This window comes from Thermopolyspora sp. NPDC052614 (genome assembly GCF_040678635.1).
In the GTDB taxonomy this organism is placed as follows: Bacteria; Actinomycetota; Actinomycetes; order Streptosporangiales; family Streptosporangiaceae; genus Thermopolyspora.
The window spans coordinates 40,644-59,416 of sequence record NZ_JBFATZ010000023.1 but is presented as its reverse complement, the minus strand read 5'-3'; the positions used below and the strand labels follow the sequence as shown (position 1 = coordinate 59,416).

18 protein-coding genes, 1 tRNA gene and 1 riboswitch are annotated in these 18,773 nt (G+C 70.6%); of the genes, 9 read left to right on the top strand and 10 right to left on the bottom strand.

Going from position 1 to position 18,773, the window contains the following annotated elements; translation table 11 throughout:
• Window positions 1–213 precede the first annotated feature (213 nt).
• Together AB0K60_RS32630 and AB0K60_RS32625 are read right to left on the bottom strand one after the other, a co-directional pair.
• Window positions 214–1,350, bottom strand: coding sequence for a HAMP domain-containing sensor histidine kinase (locus AB0K60_RS32630; RefSeq protein ID WP_364063993.1), 1,137 nt, complete (start codon window positions 1,348–1,350; stop codon window positions 214–216).
• Window positions 1,347–2,057 (bottom strand): response regulator transcription factor, encoded by a 711-nt coding sequence (locus AB0K60_RS32625; RefSeq protein WP_364063991.1) that lies wholly within the window; start codon window positions 2,055–2,057, stop codon window positions 1,347–1,349. Before AB0K60_RS32625 ends, AB0K60_RS32630 begins: the two co-directional genes overlap by 4 nt.
• An 809-nt stretch (window positions 2,058–2,866) precedes the next feature.
• Here AB0K60_RS32625 and AB0K60_RS32620 point away from each other — a divergent pair.
• The 3 genes from AB0K60_RS32620 (at window position 2,867) to yidC (ending at window position 4,201) form a co-directional block, all read left to right on the top strand.
• Window positions 2,867–3,037, top strand: coding sequence for a hypothetical protein (locus tag AB0K60_RS32620; protein ID WP_364063988.1), 171 nt, complete (start codon window positions 2,867–2,869; stop codon window positions 3,035–3,037).
• A 5-nt stretch (window positions 3,038–3,042) separates the two neighbouring features.
• On the top strand, window positions 3,043–3,300 hold the full coding sequence (locus AB0K60_RS32615) for a DUF6412 domain-containing protein (protein ID WP_364063985.1): 258 nt from the start codon (window positions 3,043–3,045) through the stop codon (window positions 3,298–3,300).
• Between the two features lie 235 nt (window positions 3,301–3,535).
• Window positions 3,536–4,201, top strand: coding sequence for a membrane protein insertase YidC (gene yidC, locus AB0K60_RS32610; RefSeq protein WP_364063983.1), 666 nt, complete (start codon window positions 3,536–3,538; stop codon window positions 4,199–4,201).
• Here the strand turns inward: yidC and AB0K60_RS32605 are convergent.
• Entirely contained in the window at window positions 4,184–4,681 is a 498-nt protein-coding gene (locus tag AB0K60_RS32605) for an ATP-binding protein (RefSeq protein WP_364063980.1), read from the bottom strand. The two genes, yidC and AB0K60_RS32605, sit on opposite strands and share 18 nt — an antisense overlap.
• Window positions 4,682–4,818: 137 nt before the next feature.
• Window positions 4,819–6,747, bottom strand: a complete 1,929-nt coding sequence (locus AB0K60_RS32600) for a PAS domain S-box protein (protein ID WP_364063978.1) — start codon at window positions 6,745–6,747, stop codon at window positions 4,819–4,821.
• A 135-nt stretch (window positions 6,748–6,882) separates the two neighbouring features.
• Between AB0K60_RS32600 and AB0K60_RS32595 the strand changes: the two genes are divergently transcribed.
• Window positions 6,883–7,449 (top strand): methylated-DNA--[protein]-cysteine S-methyltransferase, encoded by a 567-nt coding sequence (locus tag AB0K60_RS32595; protein WP_364063976.1) that lies wholly within the window; start codon window positions 6,883–6,885, stop codon window positions 7,447–7,449.
• Window positions 7,450–7,483: 34 nt separating this feature from the next.
• On the opposite strand, the gene AB0K60_RS32590 is transcribed toward AB0K60_RS32595, so the two are convergent.
• The 5 genes from AB0K60_RS32590 to AB0K60_RS32570 form a co-directional block, all read right to left on the bottom strand.
• The gene (locus AB0K60_RS32590; protein ID WP_364063974.1) at window positions 7,484–8,857 is read right to left on the bottom strand and encodes a cytosine permease; all 1,374 of its coding nucleotides are present in this window, start codon (window positions 8,855–8,857) and stop codon (window positions 7,484–7,486) included.
• A riboswitch (TPP riboswitch) is annotated at window positions 8,848–8,974 on the bottom strand. (Overlaps the previous gene by 10 nt.)
• Before the next feature lie 26 nt (window positions 8,975–9,000).
• A complete protein-coding gene (locus AB0K60_RS32585) occupies window positions 9,001–9,324 on the bottom strand; it encodes a rhodanese-like domain-containing protein (RefSeq protein ID WP_364063971.1) in 324 nt (107 codons plus the stop codon).
• A gap of 46 nt (window positions 9,325–9,370) precedes the next feature.
• Window positions 9,371–10,255, bottom strand: coding sequence for a DNA-formamidopyrimidine glycosylase family protein (locus tag AB0K60_RS32580; RefSeq protein ID WP_364063968.1), 885 nt, complete (start codon window positions 10,253–10,255; stop codon window positions 9,371–9,373).
• A gap of 212 nt (window positions 10,256–10,467) precedes the next feature.
• Window positions 10,468–10,995, bottom strand: a complete 528-nt coding sequence (locus tag AB0K60_RS32575) for a DM13 domain-containing protein (protein WP_364063965.1) — start codon at window positions 10,993–10,995, stop codon at window positions 10,468–10,470.
• Window positions 10,996–11,307: 312 nt separating this feature from the next.
• Window positions 11,308–12,582: an LCP family protein gene (locus AB0K60_RS32570; protein ID WP_364063962.1), complete on the bottom strand. Its 1,275-nt coding sequence runs from the start codon at window positions 12,580–12,582 to the stop codon at window positions 11,308–11,310.
• Between the two features lie 411 nt (window positions 12,583–12,993).
• Here AB0K60_RS32570 and AB0K60_RS32565 point away from each other — a divergent pair, with 411 nt between their 5' ends.
• Together AB0K60_RS32565 and AB0K60_RS32560 are read left to right on the top strand one after the other, a co-directional pair.
• Window positions 12,994–14,337 carry a hemolysin family protein gene (locus AB0K60_RS32565; RefSeq protein ID WP_364063959.1) on the top strand — a complete coding sequence of 448 codons (1,344 nt, stop codon included), beginning with the start codon at window positions 12,994–12,996 and terminating at the stop codon, window positions 14,335–14,337.
• A gap of 88 nt (window positions 14,338–14,425) precedes the next feature.
• Window positions 14,426–15,439 carry a hemolysin family protein gene (locus AB0K60_RS32560; RefSeq protein WP_364063957.1) on the top strand — a complete coding sequence of 338 codons (1,014 nt, stop codon included), beginning with the start codon at window positions 14,426–14,428 and terminating at the stop codon, window positions 15,437–15,439.
• A 348-nt stretch (window positions 15,440–15,787) separates the two neighbouring features.
• Here AB0K60_RS32560 and AB0K60_RS32555 read toward each other — a convergent pair.
• Window positions 15,788–15,870: transfer RNA gene (locus AB0K60_RS32555), tRNA-Leu, on the bottom strand.
• Window positions 15,871–16,093: 223 nt separating this feature from the next.
• Here AB0K60_RS32555 and AB0K60_RS32550 point away from each other — a divergent pair.
• The 3 genes from AB0K60_RS32550 to AB0K60_RS32540 are packed head-to-tail and all read left to right on the top strand — an operon-like array spanning window position 16,094 to window position 18,752.
• Entirely contained in the window at window positions 16,094–16,834 is a 741-nt protein-coding gene (locus AB0K60_RS32550) for a DUF3662 and FHA domain-containing protein (RefSeq protein WP_364063955.1), read from the top strand.
• Window positions 16,835–16,851: 17 nt separating this feature from the next.
• Complete coding sequence (locus AB0K60_RS32545; protein WP_364063952.1) at window positions 16,852–17,316, top strand: FHA domain-containing protein; 465 nt, start codon at window positions 16,852–16,854, stop codon at window positions 17,314–17,316.
• A complete protein-coding gene (locus tag AB0K60_RS32540; RefSeq protein ID WP_364063949.1) occupies window positions 17,313–18,752 on the top strand; it encodes a Stp1/IreP family PP2C-type Ser/Thr phosphatase in 1,440 nt (479 codons plus the stop codon). Before AB0K60_RS32545 ends, AB0K60_RS32540 begins: the two co-directional genes overlap by 4 nt.
• Window positions 18,753–18,773: the final 21 nt, after the last annotated feature.

Here is an 18,773-nt window from a genome sequence, read left to right as displayed (position 1 = left end):
ACGCACGACCCTGTCACCCCGAGCGGTCCAGGCCACCGGAGTACCCACGGACAAACCGCCGACCGGCGCCAAACCCGCCCGATCAGCCGACCCGATGGCCACCATCGGCCAAGGAAGCACGGATCACAAAGAGGCACGACCCTGTCACCCCGAGCGGTCCAGGCCACCGGAGTACCCACGGACAAACCGCCGACCGGCGCCAAACCCGCCCGATCAGCCGACCCGATGACCACCATCGGCCAAGGGGAGACGGATCTCGAAGCGGCAGCCGGGGCCGGTGTTGACGACGCTGATGTCGCCCTCGTGGGCCTCGACGATGCCGCGGGCGATGGCGAGGCCGAGGCCGGCGCCGCCGTCGGGGCCGGGGGTGCGGGCGGCCTCGCCGCGGAAGGCGACGTCGAAGACGCGGGGCAGGTCGTCCTCGGGGATGCCGCCGCAGGCGTCGCTGACCGAGAGGCGGGCGGTGGTGCCGTCGTCCTCGGCGCGGATGGAGATGGTGCCGTCGGCGGGGGTGTGGCGGATGGCGTTGACGACCAGGTTGCGCAGGGCGCGGCCGAGTTCGCCAGCGTCGACGTTGACCGGGACGATGCCGTTGGCTTCGCCGTACAGGCGGACGCCCTTGGCGCGGGCGAGCGGCTCGACGCCGGCGAGTGCGTCGGAGACCAGGTCGCCGAGGCCGATGGGGCTGCGCGACAGGCGCAGGGTGCCCGCGTGGATGCGGGAGAGCTCGAACAGGTCGTCCACCATTTCCGACAGGCGGTCCACTTCCAGCCTGATCTGGGTGTGGTAGCGGCGGATCGTCGCCTCGTCGGAGACGACGCCGTCCTCCAGCGCCTCGGCCATCGCGCGCATGCCCGCCAGCGGGGTGCGCAGGTCGTGGCTGACCCAGGTGACCAGCTCGCGCCGGGCGCTCTCCAGCGCGCGCTCGCGCTCGCGGCCGTCGCGGATGCGCGCGTACGCCTGGTCGAGGGCGCTCCTGAGCGTGTCCAGCTCGGCGAAGAGCGGCCCGGCGGGCGGGTCGAACTCCCCCGACGCGGGGACCGCCTCCACGGCCGCCACGAGCCTCCTACCGGCCTTCACGACGCGTCTGGCCAGCACGAACGCCACCCCCAGGCCGACGGCCCCGGCGATCGCCACCACGGTCAGCACGATGTTCTTGGAGCGCTCTTCGATGGCCATCGCGAAGATGATCGCCACGACCCCGGCGAGGGTCGCCGCGACCGTGACCACGGCGACGACCGCGAGCATCACGCCGATCGACCGGGCGCGCAGCAGCCACAGCACGCCCAGCCCGAGTACGGCGATCAGCAGGCCCAGACCGGCCGTGACCAGGATGATCTGCCCGATCATTGCTCGATCGGCTCGTAGCGGTAGCCGACTCCCCAGACGGTGACGATCCTGCGCGGGGCCGTGGGGTCCTTCTCGATCTTCTCTCGGAGGCGGCGCACGTGCACGGTGACGGTGGAGGAGTCGCCGAACGACCAGCCCCATACCTGATCGAGCAGGGTGGCCCGGCTGAAGGCCTGGCGCGGGTTGCGCATCAGGTGCGTGAGCAGGTCGAACTCGCGGGCGGTGAGGGTGATCTCCTGGTCGCCGAGCCGTACCTCGTGGGCGCCGACGTCCACGACCAGGTCGCCGTCGCGCAGGACGCCCGTGCCGGTCGCCACCAGGGAGCCGCGCGCCCGCCGCAGCACCGACTGCACGCGCAGGGCGAGTTCGCGCGGGCTGAACGGTTTGGTGACGTAGTCGTCGGCCCCGGTCTCCAGCCCCACGACCCGGTCCATCTCGTCGCCGAGCGCGGTCAGCATGATCACCGGTACGGGCCAGCGCTCCCGCAGCTTACGGGTCACCTGCAGCCCGTCCATCTTCGGCAGCATCAGGTCGAGGATGATCAGATCGGGCGGGTTCGCCAGCGCCCGCCGCAGCGCCTCGGCGCCGTCCCCGACGCATTCCACGTCGTGCCCGTCGCGCTGCAGGTAGCGCACGACCACCTCGGCCACGGTGGGATCGTCCTCCACCACCATGATCCGCGACGTCGGCGCGCCTCCCCCGGTCATGGCCGCGCTCCCGCCCGCGCCCGGGTCAAACCCGCCTTCGAGTACGGCTCGGCGTGCCACACCCCGGCCGCCCCCTGCCGATCGCCGTCGGCGGGCCTGCCGCCCTTTGCCGGGCCGGCCCGTTCCGAGCGGCCGGTTCCATGCCCGGCCGCGCGCTCGGCCCAGTGGCCGGCCCGGTGGTCGGCCCGGTGGTCGGCCGGTCGCCTCCCGCCGCGGTTCGAGGTCGCTCGGCCTAGCGGAAACCGCCGCAATCCACCCAGACAGGCCGCCCGATTCGCGCTCATGCCCTCACGTTACTTACCTACACAGACGCTCGCGCTCGGGTCCGATCAGGACGCCCCATACGTCACGACTTCGTAAGTACGCACCTTTGGCCGAAGCCAACTGAGCGGATCGTGTCCAAGCCGATCGCCTCGCGGCCTACCCGCACCGAAGCCTCCCGGCGTGACGCTATGGGCTGGGTGACGACGCGCCCGTGCCGCCAGGACGCTTGCCCGGTCGGTGTGGCCACTCGGCACCCGAACTGCGCAAACTCTTCACCGCGAGGCCGGTCGGCGACGTCCGCGAACGTTCATTGTTCGCACCTTGTCCACGTGGCGCAGCGCCGTACGCCCATCGCCGGAGCCGACGGCTCGTTCGGACGCGTCAGCGGTCGCCGGGCCGACTCGGCGGGGTTTCACCGTCCCAAGCCGGACGCCGTCAACTCGCTGAATAAAACACCCCTGGTCACCGTGCATCGGACGACTCGAGTCCCATCCGTGATCCGCAAGTGCGTCGCGGAGCGGGGGGAAGCGACGTAGCGTTGTGGCATGGCCCGCATCGTTTTCATGGTCGCAGGGGCGTTACTCGCCCTCTTCGTGCTCTTCTCGTTCATCATTCCGGCGCTGTTCGCGCTGCTGAAGTTCGCCCTCATCATCGGCGTGATCGCCCTGGTGGTGTTCGTGGCGGTCACCGTCGTCGGCAAGAACTCCTCGCGGTAGGCGCGGTGACCTCCCTGGCCCTGCTCGCGGAACTGGTCTCGGGGTCATCCGGCCTCGCGACGGTGACCGCGTTCGGCCTGGTGGGGGTCACCCTGCTGATGCTGGCCTGGGCGGTCGGGCTCGTGGCGGGAATGCCGCGGGCCGATGCCGTCGCGGGCCAGGCCGTGCCGGTGGCGCGGCCGGTGGTCGTGCGGCTGCGCGACCCCGATACCGCCGGGCGGCCACGCCCTAGAGCGCCGACGCGGAGCCCCGCGCCCGCCTGAACCTCACCGCGAGGGACCCTGCCGCCGATCCCGACGCAGGGAGCACGCCTCGCCAGGGCTCGTTTCCGTCACTCGTTCACCTCGGCACGGGCCCCCGGGATCCTTGAGGGATCCCCACGTGAGGTCGCGGGCGCATTCGTCATGTTCGCCGATCCCCATCGCGTCCCCATCGCGCGGCGGCCGTACGCCGTCGCCGCGCCGGCAAGCACGCGTACGACGAAGGGCTCCCCCGACCATGTTCGACCCGATTCTCGAACCCGCCTACCGGCTCATCTCCTCTCTCGCCGACCACACCGGCGCCGCCGTCGCGATCGTGCTGTTCACGCTCGCGGTGCGGGTGCTGCTGCTCCCGCTGAGCCTGCGCCAGGCACGCGCCCACCGCGACCGGCTCCGGATCGCGCCCAAGATCGCGCGGTTGCGCGAACGCCATCGCGCCAACCCCGACCGGCTGAACCGCGAGCTCGCCGCCCTGTACGCCAAGGAGGGCACCTCGCCGCTGGCCGGATGCCTGCCCGGCCTGGCGCAGTTGCCGTTCTTCTCGGTGACCTACCAGTTGTTCATCTCGGCGACGATCGCCGGACAGCCGAACGCGTTGCTCGCGCAGAGCGCGCTCGGGGTGCCGCTGGGCGAGCACTTCGCCGCGGTCGTGGCGACCTCGGGGCTGTTCAGCCCGGCCGCCCTCGTCTTCGCAGGGCTGTTGTTCGCGCTCGCCGTACTGGCGTGGGTGCTGTCCCGGCGGATGGGCGAGGTGCCGATCAGGGCGCTGCGGCTGCTGCCGTTCGGGGTGATACTCGCGGCCGGGGTGTTTCCGCTGGCGACCGGCATATATCTGCTGGTCAGCACGGCCTGGTCGACGGCGGAACGTATTGTGCTCTATCCGCGGTCAGCCGCACTCGCGTAGCACACTCATTTCGGGCGTCTTAATGTGCCCATTTTGGGCACTCTGACCGTCATGCCCAATTTGCCCGTTCTGGCTCGCCACAGACGTCTCGGGGGTGCAGACGACCGCCCACACCGTGGTGCACTCCTCGTCATAGCGCACCCCCCACCGCTCGGCGAGGTACTCCACGATGCCCAGTCCCCGACCCCCCAGCGAGGACAACGGCGCCCGCCCGGCACGCGGCGCCGTGGCCGCGCCGCCGTCGCTCACCTGGACCTCGACGTTCCCGTCGACGAACTCCCAAGCCACCCTGACCTGCCCGGATGGCAGGGGATGCGCATGGCGCAGGGCGTTGCTCAGCAGCTCGCTCATCACCAGGACGGCATCGTCGGCGACCGCGGCGAAGATCCCCCGTGCCCGAAGATCGGCGCTGAGGCGCTGGCGTGCGACGGCGACGCTGGACGGCGCGTATGGAAGCAGGACGGCGCTCGACGCACTCACCTCCCCGATTCCTGTTCCCCCTGAGGAAAGACAACCCAGATACGACCGAAATGCCCCGTTCCTAGGGCATGGAAACCGCGACGCCATTACGGCTTGTGCACATTCGACAATAGATCAGCTTATCTGTGACCGCCCTGTTACCGCTTCGGTGTGTCGAGTCCGCTAGTGAGCCCCGTCATCAGCACAGATGCGGGTTTGTCCGGTTCGGTGACATTAGCAGCCGCCGGAAGCACGAGACGCATCCGGGTCCCCCCACCGGGCCGGGTGTGCGCGGTGACGTCCCCGCCCTGGGCCCGCGCCAGGTTCCGCACGATGTACAGCCCGAGCCCCACCCCGCCGAACCGCCGCCGGTCCCCGCTGTCCACCTGGACGAAGCGCTCGAAGATGCGCTCGCGGTCGGCGGGCGGGATGCCGACCCCCTCGTCTTCCACGACCACGACGACCTCGCCGTCGTCCGCCCACGCCGCCACCTGGATCAGCCCGCCGTCCGGCGAGTACTTGAAGGCGTTCTCCAGCAGTTGGTCGAGCAGGATGTCGATGGCGAGCGGATCGCCGACCACCGGCGGCAGGTCGGCGATGTTCACCTCCACCCGGTGCCGCTCGGAGAACGCGGGCAGCCCCAGCGTCGCCGCCCGCACCCGCTCGGCCAGGTCGAAGGTCTCCAGCCGGATCTGCAGCTCCTCGGCCCCGGCCCGCGCCCCGAGCAGCAGGTGGTCGACGAGCCGCCCCAGCGAGTTCGCCCGCTCGGCGATCGTGTGCACGGCCGCGCGCCGCTCGGCGTCGGACAGCACGTCCCACTTGGCGTCGAGCGTGCTGGCGAACCCCCGCACCACCGTGATCGGCGTGCGCAGCTCGTGGCTGGTCGTGGCGAGGAACAGGTCCTTGGCCTCCTCCAGTTCCTTCGCCTTGGTCACGTCGCGGAAGTCGACCACGACCTCGCAGGTCTCGGTGATCTCCGCGCTGACCATGTCGAGCCACCGCCCGGACGGCAACTGCGTGGTGAGCTTCTCGCCCGGCGGCGGCAGCGGGAACGGCGGCGGCCCGCCGATCACGCTCTCGGCCGGGAAGCCGGTGAGCTCCTGCGCGGCCGGGTTCCACTGCCGCACCCGCCCATGCTCGTCCAGTACGGCGATGCCGTCCGCCGACGCGTCCACGACCGCCCGCTGGTGGGCGCGCTGGCGTACCGCCTCCTGGTAGGACAGCGCGTTGCCGACCGCGATGCCGGCGTGCGCGGCGAGCAGTTCCAGCAGCTCAAGCTCCACGTGCCCGACCTTGTGTGAGGCGAACAACGCGTACAGCGCGCCGTACGGCCTGCTGCCCACGGCGGCGAGCGCGAGCGCGACCGCGTTGAGGCCGGGCAGCCGGGACCAGATCAGCTCGTCGAGCCCGGCGGGGTCGCCGTTCTCCAGCAGCACGGTCTTGCCGGTGCGCAGCAGCTTGCCGACGAGGCTGGTGTGCAGGTCGCCGGTGACGCCGCGCATCGACTCGGGCAGCCGGTGCGAGCTCACCAGCTTCAGCCGCTCGTCCTCGATCAGCACGAAGCAGCCCGCGTCCGCACCGGTCAGCTCGGTGAGGCTCGCCGCGATGCGGTCGAGCACCGCCGGGAGCTCCAGCTCGGCGTTGATGTCCCCGACCACGTCGGTGAGCCGCCGCACCAGGCGGTCCCGGCGGGCGTAGTGGTCGCGGGCGGTCTCGTCCTCCTCGACCAGGTGGTAGACGAAGGTGTAGCCGAGCAGCGCCCCGGCGTCCGAGCGCAGCGCGCTGATGTCGGCGACGACGTCGATCAGCGAGCCGTCGTGGCGCAGGCGCTTGGTGCGCAGCGACACCCGCCCGCCCGTGCGCACGCGTTCCAGCACCCCGTTCTGCTCGGCCAGGAGATCGCCGGGGACGATCGGCGCCCGCCGCCCCATCAGCTCCTCGGCGGCCCACCCGAACATGCGCTCGGCCGCCGGATTCCAGACCAGCACCACCAGATCACGATCGACCGCGACGATCGCGTTGGCCGAACTGGCGACCACGGCACGCGCGATGCCGTCGTCGGCGCTCTCGACCCTCTCGTCACCCACGTCCCCATCGTGCCCGTTCTCCTGCCTTGATCTTGCCGCTTTTCCTGGGCTGAGACCGCTCCGATACGCTGGTGGGACGGTCGCCGGGGCGGTGGGAGCACGCGCCCGGGCCGGCCGCGGGAGAGGACGTGGGCGATGCCGTCACCAGATCTTGAAGCCCTGCTCCGGGTGACCGCGCCCGGCTACGTCGGCGTGACCCCGCCCGAGATCGCCTTCGGCACCACGGACACGCCCGTCGGCCGGCTGGTCCTCGCGGTCACCGCGCGCGGCGTCGCGGCCTGCAGCTTCGAGAACGAGCACGCGATCTTCGAGCGGGTGAGCCGGGAGATCGGCCGGTTCATCGGCCCCGATCCGCGGCGGCTCGACCCGCTGCGCCGCGAGCTTGACGCCTACTTCGAGGGACGGCTGCGCGCGTTCACCGGCTCGGTGGACCTGCGGCTGGCCACGCCGTTCGCGCGTACCGTGTTGCAGATGATGCTCGCGGTGCCGTACGGGACCGTGACCACCCACCGGGAGCTGGCCGCCCGCATCGGGCGGCCCCAGGCGCTGCGGGCGGTGGGCAACGCGCTGGTGGCCAACCCGGTGTGCCTGATCGTGCCCTGCCACCGCGCGATCGAGGCGGAGGGCAAGCCCGGCAATTACGCGGGCGGCGTCGAGGCCAAGCGCCGCCTGCTGGCCCTGGAGGGCATCGACGTCGGCTAATGGGCCGGCTGATCGGCCGACTGATCGCCCGGAGTCAGCCGCGCTCGGACCGCACGGACCCGGAACGGCGGCGGGCCGGCAGGCCCACCAGGAGGGTGACCAGGGACGCCACCAGGAACGCGCCGACCGCGGCGCTCATCCACGGCGCCGGGGTGAACCCGATCGCCTCGCGCACGGCGGTCCACAGCGCCTTCCACCAGGACACCTCGGGCAGGGCCGCGAGCATCCACCAGGTGGCGAAGCCGAGCAGCCATGGAAGCACCATGAGCAGGCGCGACGGGGCGTCCTCGGCGGTGTTCCAGCGTGCGCCGCCGCCGAGGACGAAGTAGTCCACGACGAGCACGGCGAACATCGGCACGAAGACCGCGCCGATCACGGCCAGGAAGGCGCCGTAGGAGTTGACGTCCAGCACCAGTGCGGTCACGGTGGTGAGCACGCCGATCGCGACCGAGAAGATTCGCCGGTCCACCCGCGGCAGCAGGTTCTGCAGCGACATCGCCGTGGAGTACACGTTGGCGAAGGACTGGTCGGTCTCGCGCAGCACCAGGATGCCGAAGAACAGCGCGCCGAGCGGCGCCGCCACGAACGCGCTCCACACCCGCGTGTCGTCGTTGGCGACCAGCGCGAGCGCGATGATGCCCAGCGCGAGGCAGGCGACCTGCGCGATCGTGTAGCCGCCGACCACGCCGGCGAACGCCGCCCGGCCCGACCGGGAATGCCGCGCGTAGTCGGCCGCGACCGGCACCCACGACACCGACAGCGCGATCACATAGTCCATGGCGGGCGCGAACGCCTCCCAGGAGCCGCCGCTCAGCGCGGGCCCCTCGCGGACCAGCGCGACGGTGAGCCAGACCATCGACACGATCACCCCGGCGGTGACGTACCGGCGCAGCAGTCGGATCGCCCCGAGCGGCCTGATGGTCAGCGCGGTCGTGATCACGCCCGCGGCGATCACCCAGGCCCCGTACGGCACCGCGCCCCCGAAGATCGCCTGGGCGCCCTGGGCGATGACCCAGAGCTCGAACGCGCCCCAGCCGAGCATCTGGATGATGTTGAGCACCGTCGGGACGTACGACAGCCTCGCCCCGAACAGCCCGCGCAGCAGCACCATCGCCGGCCGCCCGGTCTGCGCCCCCGGCACGGCGGCCAGGCCCACCATCGCGGTGCCCACCAGGCTGCCGACCACGGCCGCGACCATCGCCGCGGTGAAGGTCAGCGGCGCGTCGCCGAGGGGGTTGAGCAGGAACAGCGCCCCCGAGAACCCCAGCAGGCTCACGCCGAGGTTCGCCCAGAAGGCGCCCTGGTCGAGCACCCCCAGCGTCTGCGGGGGTGCTTCATCGAGAGTGAGAGGTGCTTCGTCGCGCTTGTCCCAAGTGGCAGATTCGTCCTTGGTGGCGGCAGGCCTCATCACACGCTCCCTACGCCGGCATTATCCGGACAGGTTCGGCGGTCGGCGGCACGACTTCCCCTGCGAAGTAGCCGCCCTCTCAGCCCGGTTTCCGCCCGAGCTCCCGCGGTTGTTAACTTTTACCCGGATTATGCCATTCGGGATCAGGCCACGTAAGGGGGGTGCCCTCCCTCGGCGACCATCGCCTTCCCGGCCGAGGCCCACGACATCATGCCGCCGCCGACGTTGATCGCCTCGCGCCCGAGATGGTTGAGCCACGCCGTCGCCTGCGCCGACCGCCCGCCGACCCGGCAGATCACATAGATCGGCACATCCGCGGGCACCTCCGCCACCCGGGCCGGCAACTGGCCGAGCGGAATGTGCACCGCGCCCGGCGCGTGCCCGGCCGTCCACTCCTCGGGCTCGCGCACGTCGAGCAGGTAGGCGTCGTCGGGCACGGACTGAACAGGGGTCTCCGGAACGTTCATCCGGCCATTCTGGCAGCCCGCGCCGCCAGGTCGGGCCCGGGTGCGCCTACTTGAGCAGGCGGGACATCCGCCGGTCGGCGAGCGGCTTGCCCCCGGTCTGGCAGGTCGGGCAGTACTGCAGCGCCGAGTCGGCGAACGACACCTCCCTGATCGTGTCCCCGCACACCGGACATTTCTCCCCAGTACGGCCGTGCACCCGCAGCCCGCTCTTCTTCTCCGACTTCAGATCCTTGGCCGCCAGCCCGCGCGAGCGCGCCACCGCCTCGCGCAGCGTCGTCACCATCGCCTCGTGCAGCCGCGCCACCTGCTCGTCGGTGAGCGTCCCCGCGATCTTGAAGGGCGACATCCGCGCCGCGTGCAGCACCTCGTCGGAGTAGGCGTTGCCGATGCCCGCGATGACCTTCTGATCCCGCAGCAACCCCTTGATCTGGGTACGGCTGCCGCGCACGATGCCCTTGAGCGCCTCCACCGAGAAGTCGTCGGCGAGCGGATCGGGCCCGAGCGTGGCGACGCCCGGCACCTCGCGCGGATCGTTCACCACGTACACGGCCAGCCGCTTCTGCGTGCCCATCTCGGTCAGCTCGAAGCCGGGCGAACGCCCCTCCGCGTCGGGCGCGAACCGCACCCGCACCGCCAGCGGCCCCTTGCCCGGCCGCGCCGGCCGTACCCCGGCGAAGTCGTCCCGCCAGCGCAGCCACCCGCCCCTGGCCAGATGCGTGACGAAGTGCGGCCCGCCCACGCCGAAGGCCAGATCGAGGAACTTGCCGTACCGCGCCACCGACGTCACGGCGAGGCCGCGGATCGCGGTGACCGGCGGATCGACCGTCTTCAGCGCCTGGAAGGCGGGCACCTCGACGGCGAGCACCGTGCGCCCGACGGCCTGCTCGCGCAGGAACTCGGCGAGCGACTCCACCTCCGGCAGCTCTGGCATATCCCTACCGTAACCGCGCCCGCCCACCGCCGCGCCGAGGCGACCACCGCAAGCCCCTCTTAGTCCCAGGTCACAAGCACCCGATCACGTTATCCACAGGGATACCCACAGATACACACCAGTCATCCACAGCCTGTGGATAACCATTGCGCCCATCTACACGACGCCCCCACGCCGCAGTGCGGGCAGGGGCGCCGTATCGGTCCGACGTCTCAGGCGAGCGCCGCCGCGCCGAAGGAGACGCTGAAGCGCTTGCACCAGATCGTGACGCTCTTGAGCGTGTCGAGGTCCGCGTCAGCCGGAATCGCGTAGTTGGCGTTGCCCTTGTTGCCCTTGAGCCGACCCAGCTCCAGCCACTTGCCGTCGTCGAACACGAACCAGCCCGCGGCGCCCTCCTTGACCGGCTGGTCGCTCAGCCACACCCGCAGGTCGGGCCCGTCGGAGGTGTCGAGGTTCTCGATGCGCAGCACCCGGCTGCCGTCGGCCAGCTCAAGCACCCGGGCCTTGCCCGTCGTGGAGTGCTCGTGCGAGACGAAGGCGCCGGAGGCGAGCTCCTTGGTCTTCTTGGCCGGCTTGGCGTCCGCGCCGTCGTTCTCGCCGGACGCCACCTCGCCGTTCCCGCCCACCTTGGCCGGCGCGGTCACGCCCGGCTCGGCCTCGTTGACCTCGACCGTGGTGAAGAGCCGCCAGGGCTGGAACAGATAGAGGACGACACCGATGATGGCCGCGATCACTACCATGGCCGCCCAGGTGATGGGGCTGCGAGCTAGGACCTTGAAGTTCATGATGTCGCGCGGCGCGGAATCGACGCCGCCCTCCCTTCCTGCGTATAGGTGCCTGTCGACCGCGCCCGGCAGCCGGCGCAACCTCCCGGCGGCGCGGCGGTCGTGATGTCACCTACAAGAGCACCGCACCCCACTTGTAGACATCCGGGATCCGGCTTACAGAACCCTTACGGCGCACGGACCCGATGTCCGCCCCTGGACACGGCTCGCCCCGCTCACGGCGTACGCCACGAGCGGGGCGAAACAGTCATCCGGCGCCGCCGGACCTCACTTGGCGAGGGCGTCCTTGGGCACCTGCTTGTCCGCGGCGAGCGCGTCGAAGAGCTTGGTGGCCTTGGCCGAGTCCCACTTGGCGTAGTTGACGCCGTTGATGGTGGGGAACGAGCCCACCGGCACGACCGTGGTGACCGGGTCGTTGCTCATGGCCAGGCCCAGCGACAGCAGGTCGAAGGTGCCGGTGCCGTTGTCGACGCTGACCGAGTCGGTGGCGGCCGCGGCCAGCGGAATCGCCTGGAACGGGTTGAGCAGCACGCCGGGGCTCGCCGCCTTCTTCACCACGGCGGAGAAGAACTGCCGCTGCCGCTGGGTGCGCTCGAAGTCGGGAATGGCGCCGGTGGCGCGGGTGCGCACGTAGCCGAGCGCGGTCCCGCCGTCCAGCTCCTGGCAGCCCTTCTTCAGGTTGATCCCGGCCTTCGGGTCCCGGATGTTCTGCTTCACGCAGATGTTCACGCCGCCGACCGCGTCCACGATGCCGACGAACCCGCCGAAACCGATCTCCATGTAGTGGTCGATCCGGATGCCGGTGATCTTCTCCACGGTCCTGGTCAGCAGCTTGGGACCGCCGTCATCGAACGAGTAGGCCGCGTTCAGCTTGTCGCTGCCGTGCCCCTCGATCGGAACCAGCGAGTCACGCGGCAGGCTCACCAGCGTCGGCCGCCCCCCGTTGTCCGGAATGTGCAGCAGCATCATCGTGTCGGTGCGCTTGCCGGCCGCCCGCCCGGTGGCGAGCTTCCTGCGCTGGGCGGCGCTCAGCCCGGCCCGGCTGTCGGAGCCGACGAGCAGCCAGTCCTGCCCCGGCGTCTCGGCCGGCCGGCCCTCGTAGTCCTCCAGCACCTCGATGCCCTTGATGCGGGAGTTGACCCAGAGGAACAGCCCCACGCCCGCGACCAGCAGCAGCACGACCAGCACGGCCACCGACCCGAGAATGATCCGCCCCCACCGGCGCGGCGCCCGCGTCCCGCCGGTCCCGCTGCCGGACCCGCCGCCGGGCCAGGACGGACCGCCGCCCCCGCCCGTGGCCCGCAGCGGCCGAACGGGGCTGTCGCCCTTGCGCGGCCTGCCGTACACGCGGGAGACCTTGCGCACCGTGGTCTCGTTCAGCCTGCGGTCCTCCGGCGAGTCGTATCGCGGAGGCGCCGCGGCGGTGGGCCTGCCAGAGATGGCCCACGCGGGCGGCTGCGGCCCCGGCTGCGGCTGGCCCGCCTGCCCCGGCCGCTGTATCGCCCGTGTGCGGTCGTTCTCCGCACCCGGCCATTCACTCACCGCTCCTCCTCCGTTCGCTCGACGTGGTCGTCAGCTTGTGTCCGCGCCTGTCCGATCATGGTCCCTCCCGGGCCGACCGGCGGCGCGCCCTGCTGCCGGTTCACTCCCGCCTCCCCGGACTTGACCCTTTTCGACCCTGTTTTGACGCTACGCCGTCGCGCTTGCGATCCGCTTACCGGTGAGCAATCTGTACCTGTGGAAAAGTACGCAGACGGGTCCGGCGCATGGCAGGAAACCGGAAACAAGGAACACACGGAACACAGGACCAGGGCACGCCCGTTATCGTGGAGAGACCTTGAGTGAAGGGATGGACGTGTCCGCCTCGGACCCGTGGAGTACATGCCCGTGCTTCGGCACGGGTGACCAACATCTCCGGGCGCATCCCCGCCAGGCGGGACGGTGTGCCTCGTAATGGGACTGAACACCTTTCTTGGCCTGCTGGCCGTACTCCTGCTGACCTTGGGCACCGGCTACTTCGTCGCCCAGGAATTCGCGTTCCTCGCCGCCGACCGCCCGCTGCTGCGGGAACAGGCGATCAAGGGCGACGCCGCCGCCGGACGCGCGCTAGAGGTTACCGGTCGCCTGTCGTTCATGCTGTCGGGCGCCCAGCTCGGCATCACCGTGACCACGCTGCTGGTGGGATTCATCGCCGAGCCCGCGATCGCGGACGTGATCGGCCCCGGGCTGCTCGCCGCGGGCCTGTCCCCGGCCGCCGTGCCGGGCGTCTCCGTGGCCGCCGGCCTGGTCATCGCCACCGCCGTACAGATGGTGCTGGGCGAGCTTGCGCCGAAGAACCTCGGCATCGCCCGCCCCGAACCGGTGGCGAAGTTCCTGGCCCGCTCGACGCTCGTCTACCTGGCGGTCGCCGGCCCGCTGATCAAGCTGTTCGACGGCGCGGCCACCCGGCTGCTGCGCCGGGTCGGCGTCGAGCCGGTCGAGCACGTCGAGACCGGCGCCACCCCGGAGGAGCTGGCGCGCATCATCGCCGAGTCGGAGGCCGCGGGCGAGCTGCCGCAGCGCCTGTCGGATCTGCTGGAGCGGGCGCTGGAGTTCGGCGACCGCACCGCCGAGGACGTGATGGTCCCGCGCCCCCGCGTGGTCTCGCTGCGCGCCGACCGCCCCGCCACGGACCTCCTCGACGTGCTCAAACGCGCCGGCCACTCGCGTTACCCGGTGCTCGACGCCGGCGACGACGTGGTGGGCGTCACGGGCCTGCGCGAGCTGCTGCGCGCCCTGGAGTCCGGCGACGGCGACGCGCCGCTCGCCCGGCTGGCCCGCCCCGCGCTGCTCGTCCCCGAGACGCTGCCGCTGCCGGCCGTGCTGAAGCAGATGCGCGCCGCCGACGACTACTTCGCCTGCGTCATCGACGAGTACGGCGGCCTCGCCGGCCTCATCACCATCGAGGACCTCGCCGAGGAACTGGTCGGCGAACTGGTCGACGAGAACGACCCCGAGCCGATGCGCGCCGAGCCCCGCGAGGACGGCACCTGGGACGTCTCCGGCACGCTCCGCCTCGACGAGGTCGAACGCGCCACCGGCTTAGGCCTCCCCGAAGGCGAGGAGTACGAGACCATCGGCGGCCTGGTCATGGCCAAACTCGGCCGCCTCCCCGAGCCCGGCGACTCCGTCACCGTGCCCCTCACCCCGGATCCGCTGCTCGACGACGACGGCGCGGCCCACACCGCCGTCCTCACCGTCCTCGGCGTACAGCGCCGCGTCCCCGACAAGGTACGCCTCGCCCGCACGCCCACCTGACCCCTCAAGCGCCAAGCACAAATCCCATGAAGAACAAAAAACCTCGACATACCAAAAGACCCGGCCACCACACGAACCCGGCGGTCCGATGAACACCCTGACCGCCATCCTGCTGGGCATCGTCCTGCTGATCGGCAACGGCCTGTTCGTCGCCGCCGAGTTCGCCGTCGTCAGCGCCCGCCGCCACCGCCTGGAGGAGACCGCCGCCCACTCCGGCCGCGTCGGCCGCGCCCTGGCCCGCGCCGCCATCCGCAACAGCCGCGAACTGTCCCTGATGCTGGCCGGCGCCCAACTCGGCATCACCCTGTGCTCCCTGGGCCTCGGCATGGTCGCCGAACCCGCCATCGAGCACCTGCTGGAACCCCTGTTCGCCCTGGCCGGCCTCCCCGAATCCCTACGAGTCCCGATCGCCTTCGCGATAGCCCTGACCCTGGTCACCTTCCTGCACATGGTCGCCGGCGAAATGGCCCCCAAGTCCTGGGCCCTCACCTACGCCGAGGCCGCCGCTCTGGGCCTGGCCCTCCCCTTCCGCGGCTTCACCCGCCTGGCCCGCCCCCTGCTGTCCGCCCTCAACGCCGGCACCAACGCCCTGCTGCGCCTCTTCGGCGTACGCCCCCGCGACGAGCTGGCCACCGCCCGCACCCCCCACCAGTTGGCGATGCTGGTAGGCGAGTCCGGCCGCATGGGCCTCCTCGACCGCGACGAACACGACCTCCTCACCCGCGCCCTGCACGCCGACAGCCAGACCATCGACCCCTTGACCCGCCCCATCACCGAGGCCGCCGCCGTCCCCGCCGACGCCGACCACGCCCACATCCGCCGCGTAGCCACCGAGTCCAACCACCTACGCCTCCTGGTAACCGACAAAACCCCCCAAGAGATCATCGGCGTCCTCCACATCCGCGACGCCCTCCTCACCCCCGAAGCCACCCCCCGCGACCTGGCCATCCCCATCCCCCGCCTGGACCACAGCACCACCATCCCCAACGCCGTATCCACCCTCCAGGAGGCCCACGCCCACCTAGGCTTGGTAACAACAAACGGCCAGGTAACCGGCTTGATCAGCCTGAACGACCTGATCAACCAACTCCTGACCGCCTAGCGACCTTGCAAGCCCCCCGCAAGCCCCCGTCAAGCCACCCCCCGTACACCTAATCAGTACGCAGCCCGTACAAACACCCACAAGAAAGAAGCCTCGGACACCAGTCCGAGGCTTCACTTGTGCCCCAACTCACACAAGGAACCAGATGCCACCAACAGACACCCCACCTATGGGGGTACGAGGGGGGAACCCCCTAAACGGGGGTCCCAGGGGGCTCCCCCCTAACGGCCTCCAGGATGCGTCCAGCAATCCGCAGGAGGTCACCGGGGGTTCCAGGGGGTCGCCCCCCCTGGACAAACACAAAGCCCCCGGGAAGCAGACTCTCGTCTGCGAACACGGGGGCCCGAGTGGGCGAGGAGGGATTTGAACCCTCACGTCCTTGCGGACACACGGACCTGAACCGTGCGCGTCTGCCGTTCCGCCACCCGCCCTTTTGGGTGCGCTGAAAGGCTAGCACGGAACCGCCAGTGGTGAGGAACCCGGATACGATCCCTTGTAGACGACGAAGCCGGAAGAGGGAGCGAGCGGCGCCGATTCCGGGGGTCGTGCGGAGTTGCATAACAGGATGAGGGTGCCGAGCCGGCACGGTCGGCGCGCGAGCCGGCCTGCGGGGCGAGGCGGACTCGACCAGTGAGTTGGGAAGGGAGGTACCCGGTGGGAGTCCTTCAGCGCTTCGAGCGGAGGCTCGAAGGGTTGGTCGAGGGGGCCTTTGCGCGGGCGTTCAAGTCCGACCTTCAGCCGGTCGAGGTCGCCAGCGCAGTCCAGCGGGAGATGGACGAGAGGGCCGCGATCGTGGCGCAGGGGCGCACGCTCGTGCCGAACGACTTCGTGGTCGAGTTGTCCGCCACTGACAGCGAGCGCCTTGAGGTGTACGCCGACAGCATCAGCCACGAGCTCGCGAACCTCGCCCGCGAGTACGCCAAGGAGCAGGGGTACTCATTCGTCGGCCCGGTCCGGGTGCGCTTCGAGCGCGCCGACGACTTGGCCGTCGGCCTGTTCCGGATCCGTTCGGGCGTCATCCGGGGCGCGACGGTGGAGCAGGACGAGATCAGACAGCCGGTGACGGACATGCCGCAGCCGCGGGGGAACGTGTTCGGCGGCAGGCCGCGTCTGCTGGTCTCGACGCAGGACGATCCGCAGGGGCAGCGGTCGTATGAGCTGACGACGCCGGTGACTTTGCTCGGCCGGGGCACGGATTGCGATCTTCGGCTGGTCGACCCGGGCGTTTCACGGCATCATGCCGAATTGCGGGTCGAAGGTCAGCAGGTGGTCCTGGTTGATCTCGGCTCCACGAACGGAACCTTCGTCAACGGGCAGCCGGTGCGCCGGGTCGAGCTCCAGGACGGCACGCGAGTGACGCTGGGGCGGACGACTCTGGTCTTCCGGCGCGATTAGGGGTAGACAAACGGTCCATGTCCGAACTCACGCTGCTGCTGATCCGGCTCGCGTTCCTCGCGGTGCTGTGGTTCTTTGTGATTGCCGCGGTCGGCGTGATCCGGACAGACTTGTTCGGAGCACGCACGGCCTCCGCCACACCCAAGTTGTCAACCAAGCCCGCGAAACAGGCATCTAAGCCTAAGAGGGGGGAACCGAGGCAAATGATCGTCACCGGTGGCCCTCTGCAAGGCACCGTCATCAACTTAACGGAGCAGCCCATCACCATCGGCCGGGCCAACGACTCCACGCTGGTCCTCAGCGACGACTACGCTTCAAGCCGGCACGCGCGGATCTTCCCGCAGAACGGCCAATGGATCGTGGAAGATCTCGGTTCGACCAACGGGACCTATCTCGACCGTAATAAAGTCCACCGCCCAACTCCGGTGCCGCTCGGCGTTCCGATCCGCATCGGTAAGACCGTCATCGAATTGCGCAAATGACAATCGCACTCCGCTACGCGGCCCGCTCGGACGTCGGCCTCCTCCGCGAGGGGAACGAGGACTCGGCGTACGCGAGCTCGCGCCTGCTCGCCGTCGCCGACGGCATGGGCGGGCACGCTCACGGCGAGGTGGCCAGCTCGGTCGCCATCGCCGCACTGTCGTCCCTTGATGAGGACGAACACGGGGGTGATCTGCTCAGCGCGATCGGGGCCGCGGTCCGGAACGCCAACCGTCAACTGCACGACATGGTCGCCCGCGACCCCAGCCTCAAGGGCATGGGCACCACGCTCACCGCGATGTTGTGGAACGGGCCCGAGATGGCCCTGGTCCACGTCGGCGACTCCCGCGCCTACCTGCTCCGCAACGGCGAGCTCTACCAGATCACACACGACCACACGCTCGTGCAGTCGCTGGTGGACGACGGCCGGATCACGCAGGAGGAGGCCGCCACCCACCCCCAGCGCTCGATCCTGCTGCGCGCGCTGGACGGCAGCGGCGAGGTGGACCCGGACCTCACCCTGCGCGTGGCCCAGGTGAACGACCGGTACCTGCTGTGCTCGGACGGGCTGTCCACGGTGGTGAGCGCCGAGACCCTGCACGCCACGCTGACCACCTACGACGACCCCGAGATGGCGGTACGCCAGCTCATCGATCTCGCCAACCGGGGCGGCGGCCCGGACAACATCACCTGCATCGTCGCCGACGTCATCGAGGTGGACGACGCGCAGCCGCTGCCGCCGTCGTCGGTGGCGGTGGTGGGCGCGGCGGGCGCGGCGCGGCTCGGGCCGCCCATGGAGCTGGGCGGCGGCAGGGCGTCCACGATCACCGCACCGCAGCCCATAGTCATGGACATCGAGGAGGAGTCGGACGAGGCCTCCTTCCATGCCGCGCCCCGCCGCGCGAGAAGGCGCGTGTGGCCGATAGTGGTCACGACGCTGGTCATCGTCGCCGCGGGCCTCGGCGTCGGCGGCTGGTACGCCTCGCGGTGGATCAACGAGCAGTTCTACATCGGCGCCGACAAGGACGAGATCGTCGTCTACCAGGGCATCGACGCCCAGCTCGGCCCCGTCCAGCTCTTCGAGGTCAAGCATCGCAGCAATCTCGCGGTGTCCGCGCTGCCCCAGGCCCAGCAGCGGCTCGTCCGCGACGGCATCACGGTGCCCACCCTCGCCCAGGGCGTCGCCGAGATCGGCAAGCTGCGGGCGGCGAGCACGACCGGCCGGGGCACGGACGGCCAGGCCGGGGAGGCCGAGCCCTCCGGCGACCCGACCGGCGACCAGAACATCGATAAAAACGCCGACCAGAACGTCGACAAGAACACGGACAAGAACGCCGACGCGGGCGCCGGCGACAAGGGCACCGACAAGCAGACGGCCAACGGGCAGGGAAATGAGCCGAAGCCGTCGTCGACCGCGACCAGGAGGTCATCCGGGTGACAGCCGTCGAGGTCGCCGCTC